7 protein-coding genes are annotated in these 15,374 nt (G+C 35.7%); 6 read left to right on the forward strand and 1 reads right to left on the reverse strand.

Annotation, left to right across the window (positions count from 1 at the left end; all coding sequences use genetic code 11):
• Positions 1–210: 210 nt before the first annotated feature.
• The 5 genes from JST55_00840 to JST55_00860 all read left to right on the forward strand — a co-directional run bounded on the left by JST55_00840 (position 211) and on the right by JST55_00860 (position 12,501).
• Positions 211–2,754, forward strand: a complete 2,544-nt coding sequence (locus tag JST55_00840; GenBank protein MBS1492021.1) for a Cys-Gln thioester bond-forming surface protein — start codon at positions 211–213, stop codon at positions 2,752–2,754.
• 252 nt (positions 2,755–3,006) lie between these two features.
• Entirely contained in the window at positions 3,007–4,584 is a 1,578-nt protein-coding gene (locus JST55_00845) for a T9SS type A sorting domain-containing protein (protein MBS1492022.1), read from the forward strand.
• Between the two features lie 365 nt (positions 4,585–4,949).
• Positions 4,950–8,222: a T9SS type A sorting domain-containing protein gene (locus tag JST55_00850; GenBank protein MBS1492023.1), complete on the forward strand. Its 3,273-nt coding sequence runs from the start codon at positions 4,950–4,952 to the stop codon at positions 8,220–8,222.
• A gap of 670 nt (positions 8,223–8,892) precedes the next feature.
• Complete coding sequence (locus JST55_00855) at positions 8,893–9,351, forward strand: DoxX family protein (GenBank protein ID MBS1492024.1); 459 nt, start codon at positions 8,893–8,895, stop codon at positions 9,349–9,351.
• 360 nt (positions 9,352–9,711) lie between these two features.
• Positions 9,712–12,501 (forward strand): T9SS type A sorting domain-containing protein, encoded by a 2,790-nt coding sequence (locus JST55_00860; GenBank protein ID MBS1492025.1) that lies wholly within the window; start codon positions 9,712–9,714, stop codon positions 12,499–12,501.
• Positions 12,502–12,714: 213 nt separating this feature from the next.
• On the opposite strand, the gene JST55_00865 is transcribed toward JST55_00860, so the two are convergent.
• Positions 12,715–13,848 (reverse strand): N-acetyltransferase, encoded by a 1,134-nt coding sequence (locus JST55_00865; protein MBS1492026.1) that lies wholly within the window; start codon positions 13,846–13,848, stop codon positions 12,715–12,717.
• A 177-nt stretch (positions 13,849–14,025) separates the two neighbouring features.
• Between JST55_00865 and JST55_00870 the strand changes: the two genes are divergently transcribed.
• The gene (locus JST55_00870; protein ID MBS1492027.1) at positions 14,026–15,303 is read left to right on the forward strand and encodes a T9SS type A sorting domain-containing protein; all 1,278 of its coding nucleotides are present in this window, start codon (positions 14,026–14,028) and stop codon (positions 15,301–15,303) included.
• Positions 15,304–15,374: the final 71 nt, after the last annotated feature.

Below are 15,374 nucleotides of genomic sequence, written 5' to 3' on the forward strand. Positions count from 1 at the left end.
TTCACTCCCCAAGAAAAAAATAATAGTATAAATACTTTTATTTTCCTCTTAAAACCCTCTAACCTACATAAAAATATACAAGTTACTAAAGTTTTTTCAAGTAACTTGAGAAAATTACCATAATATGTATATTTATATAGCAGTTACGAAATATATTTAAACGGCACGGGAACTGTATTAGCAATAGTATTATAAAACCATCATCCCGATATGAAAAAAATCATTTACGGCCTTATGTTTGTGATGCTGACCTTCGCGGTAGCTAACAAAGGTTATTCAGATAACGGCTGCTCAGTAATGGCTTTGACAAGTCTTTCTGATGGCAACAACGTTACAATTACAAATCCGGTGACACATAACCCGGAAAACGTTTTCGCAGGTGTTATCAACGCAACAGTTGACGGTCATACAACAAAAGTATATTGTATAGACTTAAATCACACAGTAAACGTTCCATCCGGCAATTTCAATGATTCAGGATTTGCACAGCCTGAAGTAGCATGGATATTACACAATTATTATCCTTACAAAACGCTTCCTTACTCAGGTTCATTAACTGCAGCTAAAGAAGCTTCTGCAGTTCAGCTTGCAATATGGTATTTTACAGACGGAGTTGATTACAACACATTATCAGGAAACGCTGATATAAGAGACAGAGCAAAAGATATAATAGATGCAGCAATGCTTCACGGTACATTCCAGCCATGGAAGCCGATGACAATCGTTCCTGTAAGCTTATTGAACGATTGCAGCATTAAAGATACAATTAAGGTAAAAGTAGTAAACGAGTTAGGTGTCGGAGTTTCAGGAAAGACACTTACCGTATCAGTTTCTGCAGGTGGAACAGTATCACCTACAACAGTAACAACAGGAGCGGACGGATTCACCCAAAAGATAGTAGTTACCAAAGGCGGCGCTAATACAACTGTTACAGTAACAGGCGCATTAATACTTCCTCCGGGAATTAGATATTTAGCAATAAACAATCCATTGACCACCCAGCATATGGGCGGCGCTCAATTAGTTGAGGGATGCGTAACACAGCAGTTAGTATTACATTGCGATACGACAAGCAGCGGCGGTTCAGGCGGTGTAGAAACAAACTATAACTATGCAACAGCTTTATTAAAGAGACATACATTAATAATGAACGGCGAAACAACTCCTTTGATTGCAAATCAGGATTTCGTGTTCCCGCCGACATATTCATTATCACAATTAGCACCGAACCCGGGACCTTTCAATACATCAAGAGTTGAAACAACACCTTTTGATATATTAGGAATCTCAAATGCTACATCTGCATATGCAGCTGATTATAAGGCAGGCAATACAAGAGTCGGGGCAATATTCTCAACAACAACAAATGCACCCGAAGTATACAGCCACTCAAAGCCTGCATGCGACAGATTAGCAAAATTAAATTTAAATCAGCTAGAAGTAAAATATATCGATGGTCATCAGTTCTATTTAGGCGCATTATATAATCCTACAAAGAACTACACAGATAACACAATTATATTCAGCGTATATGAATCAGCAGCAGGATTTACAGTAGATAACAAATGGACAATTCAGGAATACAGTGTTCCTGCAGGTACAATCAATGTTTACAACTATCAGATCTGGGCAGCAAGTCCTGAAGCAGCAGTTGAAATAACAAGAAGCGTACTTACTAAGTTTGCAGGTTTCAAGCCTGTGGCTTATCCTACAGTTGGTCTTAAATCACCTGACATATTCATTAAATCTTCATCATATACAAATGACGGAAAGATAAGAATGAATATAAAAAATAATTTCGGCTCAAATCAGCTTATTAACGTAGCATTTCATGTCACAAGACAGCAGGGAATGCCAGAGCAGGTTGTTAATCAAGCATTCACATTAACACCGGGAGAAAATTCATTCTCATACAATATCGGCTACATGTCAAGTGCATCGGTATTTATGTCAGAAAACAACGGATTCAAAGATGCTGTATTTGTAGGCGGCGGTATTTATGGAAACTATGCAGGTCCATTAAGCACAGTAAGTGAATTCAGTTTCTTCCAGGCAAGCACACCAACCTTACCTTCTAATTCGTTCTTATTCCCGGGCGGAGTAAAAATGAGAGGAAATCTTGGTGATAAAGTTTATATCTCAAGAAGCTTAGATGGTGCTTATGAGGGAGTTAACTTAACAAACTTCACAAAATTAAGATTTGAAGCAATCGGTTCAGGTACATTAAGCGTTATCCTTGAAGCAAAGGTAAACGGACAATATGTATATCCGTTTGTTAACGTTCCTTTAACATCTTCGTATGCAACTAAGGAAATAGATTTATCACTGTTCAAAATCAACGGTGTATCTGTTGACTTAAGCAGCATTACTTTAGTGAACTTCCAGCTTAGCAAACAATACAATTCAGGTATGAGCAGCTACGACTTCTCAATAAAAAATGCAGGAATACTTGCTAACCCGATTGGAATTTCAAATAATGAAGGAACTGTTAAAGATTATTCATTATCACAAAACTATCCTAATCCTTTCAATCCGGTAACTACAATTTCCTTCTCTGTACCAAAACAGGATTTCGTAAGCTTAAAAGTTTACAACGTTCTTGGTAAAGAAGTAGCTTTATTAGTTAACGATGTAAAGGCAGCAGGAATATATGATATATCATTCGATGCATCTAAATTAGCCAGCGGAGTTTATTTCTATAAACTTGAAACAAGCAGCTTCTCAGATGTAAAGAGAATGATTGTAACAAAGTAAAATAGATTTGGTTTATATGGGTTGTACCCTAAGCCCTGTGAGTTTTTCTTCTCACGGGGCTTTTTTTATTTATAATTTTTTTGAATCAGAAACGAATTTAAAAAATTTATGTTATAAAGTATAAGTAGTTACATAATGTCATAAAGCCCTGTGAGTTTGGTTTCTCGCAGGGCTTTTTTATTTTATATTTGTAAGGTTTTTGTTAGGATTTTTTTTATATTATTATATGTTCAATTAAACACTTTTATAGCTATGAAAAAGTTACTTTACATATTTTTGTTTTTATTTGGTTTCACATCATTAACACACGCTGCTTTATTTACACCGGGGAATATCGTTGTTGTTAGAATCGGTGACGGAGTTGCTTCACTTACATCTGCAGCTTCTAAAATTTCCCTTCTTGAGTTTACACCGTTAGGTTCATTGGTACAAACTGTAGATCTGCCTGTAACATGGTCAGGTGCTAACAAGCCTATAACTACAACTGGCACTTCTACTTCAGAAGGATTTATTTATTTAACATCAGATGGTCAGTTTCTTATAATTGGTGGATATGTAGCTATTCCCGGAACAGCCACAGTAACTAATACCACACAACGAGTTGTTGCATTTATAGATCAGGCCGGAACAATCGAAACAAAAACTATATTTACGGGCGCGGCTGCAACAAATTTAAGATCAGCTGTTGCAGACGGAAGTAATGTATGGGTAGCATCATCAACAACCGTTTTTTATAATCCTAAAAATTCTGATTCAACAACAACTCCAACCTCTATTGTTACACAGAACAGTAGAGTTCTGAATATTTTCAATAATCAATTATATCTGAGTTCTGCTTCAGGCTCATTCAACGGAGTTAATACTTTAGGCACAGGTTTGCCCACTACCGCAGCAACACTTTCACTGCAAACAACCGGTGGATACACAACTAAATCTAATTACGGATATGTATTTTCTACGGATGGAAAAACCGTCTATGCTGCAGATGACGGCTCATTTGCAAATGGTGGGGGAATAAGAAAATATTCTTCACCAACTGCGTGGACTTCTCCATATACTTATAATTATACACTGAACAATTTTTCAGGAGGTGAAAGAGGTGTTATCGGAGATTTCTCCGGTGCAAATCCAATCCTTTATACTGTCAGACAAGATACATTGTTTACAGTTACAGATGCAGGTGACAGCACAGCTTCATTAACAATGCTTGCCACTGCGGGAACAAATTATGTTTTCAGAGGAATTGCATGGGCTCCTAATTTCATTGTACCCGTTGAACTTTCTTCATTTACTTCATCAGTAAACGGCAACAATGTATCACTTAGCTGGTCTACAGTTTATGAACAAAACAATTCAGGATTTGATGTTGAAAGAAAATCCACAAGTTCACTTTGGACAAAAATTGCTAACATTTCCGGTAACGGAACTTCAAACAGACCTCAAAGTTATTCATTCCAGGATAACAATTTATCGTCAGGAAAATACAGTTACAGACTGAAACAGATTGATTACAACGGAAACTTCAAATATTATGACTTATCAAATGAAGTTTCATTAGGTGTTCCATCGAAATTTGAATTATCACAAAATTTTCCAAATCCTTTCAACCCTGCAACAACAATAAATTATCAGCTGGCAAATGCAGATTTTGTTAGTCTGAAAGTTTACGATATAATGGGAAGGGAAATCGCAAACCTTGTGAACCAATCACAGCCGGCAGGATTTTACTCGGTAAAATTTGATGCTTCTTCTTTAACCAGCGGAATATATTTTTATGAAATCAGAACAAGTAATTTTTCTGAAGTGAAAAAGATGATGCTGAACAAATAAAATTTTATTAAAAAATTATTTTATAATTCAAAGCCCTGCAGGAATTTTCCTACAGGGCTTTTCTGATTCCATATTAATTTCCATATTAATATGTCTATTAAACTCAAATTAACTTATCATTTCAATCATCAACAATCCGGGTAATTATTAATTTAATTTGTTCAGAAAAATCAATTATAATCTTAGTAATCAATAATTTGTTTTGCATTAATACCTTTATTTTGCAGACATAAATGCGTAAATTTAACAATTAAATATTACTTCATTTGTTATCTCGCCTATTCCGTAATACCCTGATAACATCCGTTTTTTATATTACTGATTAATATTTACATTAACACCATTCATTAATTCAAATACATACTATGAGAAAATTTACTTCCAAAAGTCATTTGTTTCTACTAACAATCGGACTTACAATGCTTGTTTTATTAAGCGCAAATGTTAGTTTCGGACAATTATTTACAGAGCCATTTAATTATACAGCGAGTCCTACTAACGGATTATCCGCACAAAGTTCAGGTGCATGGATAAGATTAAATACAGGAGATTCGATATTGGTTGAAAGTGGAAATTTAACTTATACAGGTTTTCCCGCTTCGACAGGAAACAGAATAACATACGGAGGCGCCGGGTCAGAAAATTACAGAGTATTCACTAATCAGGCAACTGGAACGGTCTATGCATCATTTCTGCTTAAAGTAAATTCTGTATCTTCGCTTAATACAACGGGCGGCTATACTGTTGGTTTCGTTGAAAACGGTTCAACTACAAACTATGCAGCAACAGTTTGGCTTAGGAATAATGCAGCAGCCGGTACTACTCAATACAATATAGGTATCAATCCCAGAACAACGGCTGCCAATACAGCCTGGGTCGCAACACCATTAGATACAGGTACAACATACTTAATAGTTATGTCTTATCAGATTGTAGCAGGCACTACAAATGACATTGTAAAAATCTGGATAAATCCCGCTCTAGGCGGAAGTGAGCCGGCTGCAAATCAAACTGCAACCAATACACTTACGGATTTGAACGGAATTCAAAAAATATTGTTAAGACAAGATGCAGCAGCAACAACTCCGGTATTAGTAATGGATGAGATGAGAGTTGGTGTAGCATGGTCAGAAGTAACTCCTTCAGAAATAGTCGGAAGTGCAACAGTTACAACAGATTTAACTGGTTTTACAGGCGCATTCGGAGGAGTAGTTGTTGGAGGTTCATCTTCATCTTCAAGCTATACAGTTTCAGGAGCAAATTTAACGAGCGATATTTTAATTCATCCGCCAACAGGTTTTGAAATAAGGACTGGCGCAAATCCTTTTTCTACATCCGATATAACACTTACACAATCAGGCGGAATAGTAAATTCAACTACCATCGATGTAAGATTTACACCAACAGGCACAGGTTCAGTTTCAGGTAATGTTGTTAACTCTAGTACAGGTGCTCCAGATGCAAACGTTCCTGTAAGTGGTAATGGATTGTCTGCTCAGCCGACAGTACAGTCATCGAATGTAACTTTTGCATCAGTAGGTTCTAATTCATTTACTATTAATTTTAATGCAGGTAACGGAACGAACAGAATCGTCCTTGTGAAATCAGGCAGCGCAGTAGATGCAAATCCTGTAAACGGAGTATCATATACAGCTAATTCTGCGTTCGGTTCAGGCACACAGATAGGAACAGGAAATTATGTGGTTTATAACGGAACAGAAACAAGTGTTTCAGTTACGGGTCTTAGCGGTTCTACAACTTATTATGTTGCAGTACTGGAATTCAATGGTTCAGCAGGTTCGGAAAACTATTTTCTTACATCTCCTGCTACAAACAACCAACTTACACTTGAGCAAATTACTTCTGTGGTAATAAATAAATATCAGAATTCTACACCTGACGGAGTCGAATTATTAGTAATTCAGAATAATCTTGATATGAGAGGAATGATTATAAAAGATTTTTCAGGAAGTATGGCAACTGACGGGGGTGGAAAATTCCAGTTTACTACTAACACTTTATGGAGCAGCGTTCCGGCAGGGACTCTTATAGTTTTAAGAAACAATGCAACGGCAGCAGACTCAGTTGCGGATGATTATTTAGTGGATGTAGGTTTAACTAATACAAGCTTCTTTACAAATCTTGGAGGTACATTTGATATTGCGACAACAGAAGTAGTTATGATAAAAACTGCAGGTTCAGATCCTGCAGGTGTTAACGGATGTATTCACGCTCTTGCAGGAGGTACGGCAGGTACTTTCTTTACGTCTGCGCCAACACCGAAATTAATTGCGACAGGTACATCAGGAACAAATTTCTTTGTTTATGCTAATAACACAAACTCAGTATTAGCTGACTATAACGGAACAGATGCAACAGGCGGAGCAACGGGATTAACATTCGGTACAGGAAATAATGCTTCAAATACAGCATACATAAATTCATTACGAAACATTACGTATACTGCTGATGGGGTTATTCCTGCAGGTTCATACAGCAGCATTACCATTAACGGTTCAGGTATAGTCGTAACCTTAGGTGGAAACGTTACAATCGGAACTTTGACTCTGATTGATGGTTTTCTTGAGCTCGGTACAAATGATCTCACAGTTAATTCTACAGTAGGAGGAAACTCTTCAACTTATGTCAGAACTAACGGTACAGGAAAACTTAAAATTAATAATGTCGGAAATACATTCATAGCATTTCCAATAGGAAACACTTCTTATAATCAGGTTCTTATTAATAATGCTGGAACGGTTGACAATTTTTCAATTAATGTTCAAAATTCAATTGATAATCCAACAATTGATAACAATCAGGCAGTTCAACTTCAGTGGAATATTTCTGAAGACGTACCAGGCGGCTCAGATGCTACTTTAAATTTCAGATGGCCCGGGTCTGCTGAAGGTATTAATGTAAATCACTCTCTTTTAAAAATAGGTCACTTTACAGGTGGAAATTATGTAGAAGTCCCAAGTGATCCGATAGTTGATTTAGGCGGAATATATACGATTTCTTCAACCGGAGGTGTTACATCATTCTCTCCATTCATCATTGCAAATCAAGGTATTGCACCTGTTGAACTTTCATCTTTCACTTCAATCGTAACAAGAAATACAGTAAAGCTTAACTGGTCAACAATTTCTGAGATTAATAACTCAGGATTTGATATCGAAAGAAAATCAGTTACAAGCGATTGGACTAAAGTCAGCAATGTAAACGGAAACGGAACTTCAAATAATGTTCACACCTACACATACGATGACAGAAATCTTACAACAGGAAAATATAACTACAGATTGAAACAAATTGATTTCAATGGTAACTATAAATACTATCAATTAACAAATGAAGTTGAAGTAGGAATACCAAACAAATATGACTTATCGCAGAATTATCCGAATCCGTTCAATCCTTCTACAACAATAAATTATGAGCTTCCGAAATCAAATTTTGTAAGCTTAAAAATTTATGATATGATGGGAAGGGAAGTTGCAAACTTAGTTAACCAAACTCAGGATGCAGGATTCTATTCAATTAAATTCGATGCTTCAAAACTTTCAAGTGGAATTTATTTTTATAAAATACAGGCAGCAGATTTTTCAGCAGTGAAGAAACTTATGCTTGTAAAATAATAATTAAATCATAGATCGCACTGATATATAATAATTGAGAAAATCCTTTCATAAATTATAAATATCATTTTTAAGCAGTGAAATTTGTGATTAAAATTTAAGCCCTCTCCGGAATTTCGGAGGGGGCTTTTTTTTTAGAACAATAATATATTAATAGGAATTAAGCATTAATTTTTTTAATTTTATACACCTCTAAGTTATAAAATTTACATCAATACAATTATTACCATATATAGATTATTTCCGGAGCTATATTTCAATTGTTATCGTGTAACCTTTTAATAAATCTCAAAGTTTCTCAATCCTTTTGCAGCATTGCTGGCGTCGTGCATGCAAATTTATTTATTTTTATTAATACAAAATCCTAACTATATATCTATAGTTAAAAATAAAATTACACTGATTAGTACATCTGAGAATTTTGTTCGACAAAGAAGATGGTACTTATAAAGTAAGATATTCAATCACCGATTGCGGGATTTTAATGTGCCTGTATGAATATGGGGTATTCATTCTTAAATAATCATATTTCAATCACGCTTCGGTGATTAATTTTTAAAGCCCTTAGGAAATTCCATAAGGGCTTTTTTTATTTAATAAAATCTCACAAAATTGGAACGAGTCTGAGGTTTTTTTGTTTGAGTTCTTAACTTTAAAATAAAATTTTATTATGCTCAGATTTTTAAAGACAAGTTTTAATTCTTCACAATTAAATATTGTGCTGCTGATAATACGCATTGCAGTTGGTTCTTTTATGCTTTCACATGGAATACCGAAGCTGATGAAGTTTTTTTCAACCGGAGATATAACGTTCAGCGATCCCTTAGGCGTAGGTACTATTCCGTCTTTGATAATGGCAATATCAGCTGAAGTTTTTTGTTCTATTTTTGTTATTCTGGGACTTGGGACGAGAATTGCAGTTATTCCCCTTATAATAACTATGCTTGTTGCGGTAAAATTTGTTCATGCAAACGACCCGTTCGGGAAGAAAGAGTTGGCTTTGATGTATCTTACAGTGTATTTATTGTTGATAGTTGCCGGAAGCGGAAAGTACTCATTCGATCAATGGCTTTTGAACAGGCAGAAAAAAGATGATGCGCTCAATAATGCGAACACACAGAAAATTTAAGTATTCTGAAAAAGCCCCGGAGGAAATATCTTCGGGGCTTTTTTATTTAAATGAACTTCTTACAGAAATGTCAGTTACACTTTTAATACACAAAGTTCACTGATTTTCATTATAAAAATCTTAATCTCTATTATTATAATACGGCATGATTAATGCTTAATATAATGTTGTTAAGCTTATTCATTGTTAATAAGAAAGAGAGTGTCCTTTCATAAACTACAATCCATAATCTACAATTCACAATATACAAGTTCACATTCTCATCGATGTTTATTTAAAATACACTGTTACAGTGTTTTTCCCCTGATGCTGTTCATCTGATAACTCAATTCTACAACTGTTTTACTAAAAAATTTCTTTATGAAAAAAATTTCGTTCGCTTTTATTTTTATATTTGTAATAACTCAATATACATTCAGTACTACATATTATGCTCAGGGCAATTCAAACCCGAATGTTTTAGCTAACTGGAACACTATTCCCGCAGGAGGAGGAACATCTCCGGCTGACTTTACCACTGGTACAAATGATATTTTTGAAATACAGGCAGGTCATACGATGACTCTCACCGGCTCTTCGTGGACAATTTCAGGAACGGGTCTATGCCAAGTTGACAGCGGAGCCACACTTATCTGTTCTTCATCATTTTTCACAACGGGATTGACTGTTGCAAACGGCGGATTTCTTACGGCAACATCAACAGTCGGAGTTAATAACGGACAGACAGGTTTTGATTTTATCATAAACGGCATTTATAAAAACTCGGCAAGCACTGCTTACGGCAGCGGCGCTACAGGAACATGCACATCTACCGGTAAATTTCAGCTTGCTTCAACTACAGCGGCAGGAACAGTTCCGGTATTAACATGGGACCCTGCTTCGACAATAGAAATTATGGGTTATACTTCTTTTACAGGGAATATGGCATGGGGAAATCAAACGTTCGGAAATGTTATCTGGAACTGTCCTAGTCAGACAGGTACTCCTAATGCAAATTCAACACTCAGAACTATCAGAGGAGATTTAACGATTACAAATACTGGTACAGGTTCATTCAGACTTTTTGCGAACACTGCTGCTACATTAAATATATCAGGAAATCTGAAAATAGATGCCGGTACTTTTGCATTTGTAAGCGGAAGTTCAGTTTCAACTGTTAATGTTACCGGAAATGTTACAGTTAACGGAGGCACTCTGAAAATCGGAACAGCAACAACTCAGACTAATGTTGCGAAACTTTCAGTAGCAGGGAACTTGTTGATAAATGGAGGCACCATTGATTTTAAAGACGCTAACGCTGTTACAGGTGCTAACATATTTGAGGTCGGCGGGAATCTCAGCTTAACAACGGGAACACTTACACAAACAGGAAGCACGTCAGGCACGGAAGGTTCGTTAAGGTTTATTGATACTACAACATGGAGCTCAGGAGGGACATTCACTAATAATTACATCAATACAACTGTTAATGCAAATTCATTACTGACACTAAACAATGATTATCCGGAGGCAGCTTCAAGAACATTAACAGTTAACGGAGTTCTTAATGGCGGAGCAAGTTCAGTTACAGGAGCAGGAAATTTTCTTCTTGCAGCTACAGGAACATTAAAAAGCGGAAATGACTTAGGCATAGATGGCAGCATTGCAGTTTCAGGCACTAAAACTTTTACAAGCGGAGCGGGATATGAATTTAGCGGAACTTCTGTACAGTCAACAGGAACTACATTACCGGCGGCAATTACAGGGGCATTAACATTTTCAAATACGGGTGGAGTTGTAACTCTTTCACAGTCAACTTCAAATACAGGTACTACTACAGTTAGTCCCGCCGCAATAGTTGATATTGCAAATTTTGATATGACGGGTTCAGGGGGCGCATCTGTTTTAACAGGTTCAGGAAAAATAAGATTATCAGGAGATCTTTCTACACAGATTACAGGTTACAATACAAATACATTTTCAGGAACTTATGAGTTTTCAGGATCACAAACCGTGCCTGCAGGAACTTATACAGGAATAACAGTAAACGGGCCGGGAATTACAATCGGCGGCGATGTTGTGATTTCAGGATTACTTACTCTTACAAACGGAAATATTACTCTCGGCACAAATAATATTACAGCTAACGGTACTTCAGGCGGATCTGCATTAAGTTATGTTGTTACTGACGGAACAGGCTCGCTTTTTGTAAATAATGTAGGGAATACTGACGTGTTATTTCCTGTAGGACGAACAACATACAGCCCCGTAACTATAAATAATTTAGGAACAGCAGATAATTATTCTGTAAATGTTCAGAATACAATTACAAATCCTACTTTTAATGATGAAAATGCAGTGCAAAAACAATGGAATATAACTGAGCTTATTCCCGGAGGCAGCGATGTAATTTTAACGATGCAATGGACAACTGCCGATGAAGGCACTCTATTTGACAGGAATTCTTCAGCTCTTCATTTAGGACATTGGAACGGGACAGCATATGAACCATATAGCGCAACCTTAGGCGGTTCGGCAGGAACGTGGACTGCAACAGCAACAAATAAAAATTCATTTTCTCCGTTTATCGTTGGAGATGATGCTGCGCTGCCGGTTGAACTTTCATCATTTACATCAAATGTAAATTTGAACAATGTGAAGTTGAGCTGGTCGACTATATCTGAATTAAATAATTCAGGATTTGAAATTGAAAGAAAATCGGAGAGCAGCGCATGGACTAAAATAAATAATATTGCCGGAAACGGGACTTCAAATATTGTTCATAATTATTCATACGAAGATAAAAATCTTACTGAAGGAAAATACAACTACAGACTAAAACAGATTGACTTCAACGGTAATTTTAAGTACTACAGTTTGTTTAATGAAGTAATTATCGGAGCTCCGAAAAATTTTGCTTTGTCACAGAATTATCCTAATCCTTTTAATCCTTCAACTATCATTAAATACGAATTGCCATTAGAGGCATTTGTGACTTTAAAAGTATATGATATGATAGGGAAGGAAGTTGCAAATCTTGTAAGTGAAAGCAAAGCATCGGGATATTATACAGTTAAATTTGATGCATCAAAACTTTCAAGCGGAATTTATTTTTATAAATTACAGGCAGGGGATTTTGTTGCGGTAAAAAAACTGATGCTGGTGAAGTAGGATAATTTTTAAGTAAATAAATAAAAAACCCTGAGAGAAAAACTTTCAGGGTTTTATTATAAAAAAGTGCAGATTCCGTTCAGATAATTATATAATAAAACAAGAGGATATTCTCAACTTTACATAACGCGAAAATAAATATATGTATTAACAGTAAAATAATTTCACTATGTAAATTTTCGCGAAACTTTTGCGAAAATAGCACAAAATTAGCTATTTTATCGGCTTATCATAAATTCTGTAAGTCTTGTAAACATGCGCGCCCAATTTTTCTGAAGTCTGCTTCATTGCATAGTTATCTTCAAGCACCCACGAAATTTCCGCGCCTTTGTATCCGTTTCTGTTGCCTGCTTTAATAATATCCTGATAGAAAATAGCGTCGATACCTTTCTTGTGGTACTCTTTATTTACACCCATGATAATTACACGGAGTAAATCAATTTTCCCTTTATAATAAAGCAGTTTAAAAATTCCGGTAGGGAATAACGTCCCGTTCATTTTATGGAGTACCTGATTAAAATCAGGCAGCGCAAGTGAAAATCCGATTGGCTTTCCGTTTGCTTCTGCAAAGACAATAAAATCTTCCACTGCAATCGGTTTCAGAGCTTTGGCAATGTACTTGAATTCATCTTCCGTCATCGGCACAAAGCCCCAGTTATCTTCCCATGCATTATTATAAATTTCTCTTATGCGCTGTACTTCATTATCAAAATCTTTCAGGTTTACATTACGGATTGTAATGTTCTCACGCTTCTTAACCATGTTGGAAATTCTTTCAAGCTGAGCCATCTTTGCCTCATTGTTTATTACTTCTTTGGGAATATAAAGAGCGAGTAAATCCTTTACTTTTGAAAATCCATAATCCTCAATCAGGTCAATATAATATGGCGGATTGTAAGTCATGAGCAGTACAGGAGGCGAATCGAATGAATCGATAAGTAAACCGCATTCGTCATTGGTTGAAGGATTTACAGGTCCGCGGACTGTATCCATTCCTTTATCCTTCAAAAATTTGTAGGCAGTATCAAAAAGAGCACGTGATACTTTTTTATCGTTTATGCATTCAAAAAAACCGAAGAAGCCGACTTTATCGTTATAAAATTTATTATGATTGTGATTAACAATAGCTCCGATTCTTCCAACTAATTTCCCGTCAATTTCTGCTAAGTATAATTCAACATCTGCATGTGTGAAGAATGGATTTTTATCAGGATTAAGATTATTTTTTACATCGAATTTCAAAGGCGGAACCCAGTTCGGGTAATCTTCGTAAATTTTCCATGGAAGATTTATGAATTTATTTTTATCGGAATCGTTTTCAACTTTCCTTATTTTTATTTCGCTCAATTTTTTATATTTGTTTGTACTAACATAAAAAATTTAAGTCTAATTTATAAGTGAAATAAATGATAGCGAACACTGAATCGAACTTCATAATATTATATTTTTACTCACAAATCAAAAAAAGTTTCGTTGAATATTAGAAGTGAATGTCGTAGTTTTGACTAAAACAAAATCAACGAGATGAAATTATTTGTTTTTCTTATTGCCTCACTTTTATTTACAAACTCATATTCCTCCGAAATATGGGTTCCTGCAGGCACAATGTCATCCGGTAATACTGACTGGGTTTATGCAATGAACTCGAATTCAGCAGGTGAGATATTTGCCTCAAGCTGGGCAGTTGGAATTTACAAAGGTTCAGCAGGTAGTACTACTTCATGGAACTTCTCCGGACTTTCCGGAAAAAGAATTAGTGATTTATTCGTTGCTCCAAACGGAAACATTTTCGGTTATTCGCACACTACAAGTACAGCCTACATCCACCGCTCAACTGATAACGGAGCTACATGGCAGGATGTTTATACAAGGGCATTCCCCAATAATTATGCAGGCGGCGGCGGTATGGTTTTCCCGTTGGATGGTTCCATAGTTGCAGCTTTTGCAGTTACAGTAGGACCAACAATAGGTGATGTTGCAACGTATGTTTTCAAATCTACAGACGGCGGAAGCACCTGGGTACAAAAAAGCATTATACAGGCTGGATTTGTTGGCGGTATGAAATTGTTGAAGGATGGAAGAATTTTCATGGGAACTTCACTTTCAGGAGTGGTTAAATCAACAAACAACGGTGAGAATTGGAGCTCGATGAATACATTCTCTCCAATTTATATTCACAATATTCTGCAGGATAAAGATGAAGATATTTATGTATGCGATGCATACGGACCGAACCGTTCTACAAATAACGGACAAACATTTTTTGCAGTGAATACGCCTGCTCCCGGCGGACTTATGATAGAAACTTCTTTTGTTGATTCACGTGGTGATTTTTATATTTCATATGACCATAACAATATTTACCGTTCAACAAATAAAGGAAGTACTTGGGAATTGTTAAATACAGGACTAACGGGAACGACATATATTTGTTCTTTCACTGAAGCTAACGGAAAAATTTATGCAGGTACAAATAATAAAGGGGCATTTTACCTTAGTACCGATGTGGTTGGTATTTCTAATGGATATGAAACTGTAAAAGAATTTTCTTTAAGGCAAAATTATCCTAACCCATTTAACCCTGTGACAAATATTTCTTATAATGTTCCGAAATCTTCTCTAGTTAATTTATCAGTATATGATATGCTCGGTAAAAAAGTTGCTGAGCTTGTAAACGAAAATATATCAGCAGGGAACTATGAAATAATTTTTGATGCGTCAAAACTATCCACAGGAGTTTATTACTATAAACTTCAGACTGAAAGTTTTTCGGAAACTAAAAAAATGATTTTATCAAAATAAATTATTTAGATTTAATTTATAAATGTGCAGTAATATTTATAATTTAATATTACTCACAAATTTCAAAAAGT

Source organism: Bacteroidota bacterium, from assembly GCA_018266835.1.
Taxonomy (GTDB): Bacteria; Bacteroidota; Ignavibacteria; order Tepidaquicellales; family Tepidaquicellaceae; genus JAFDZO01.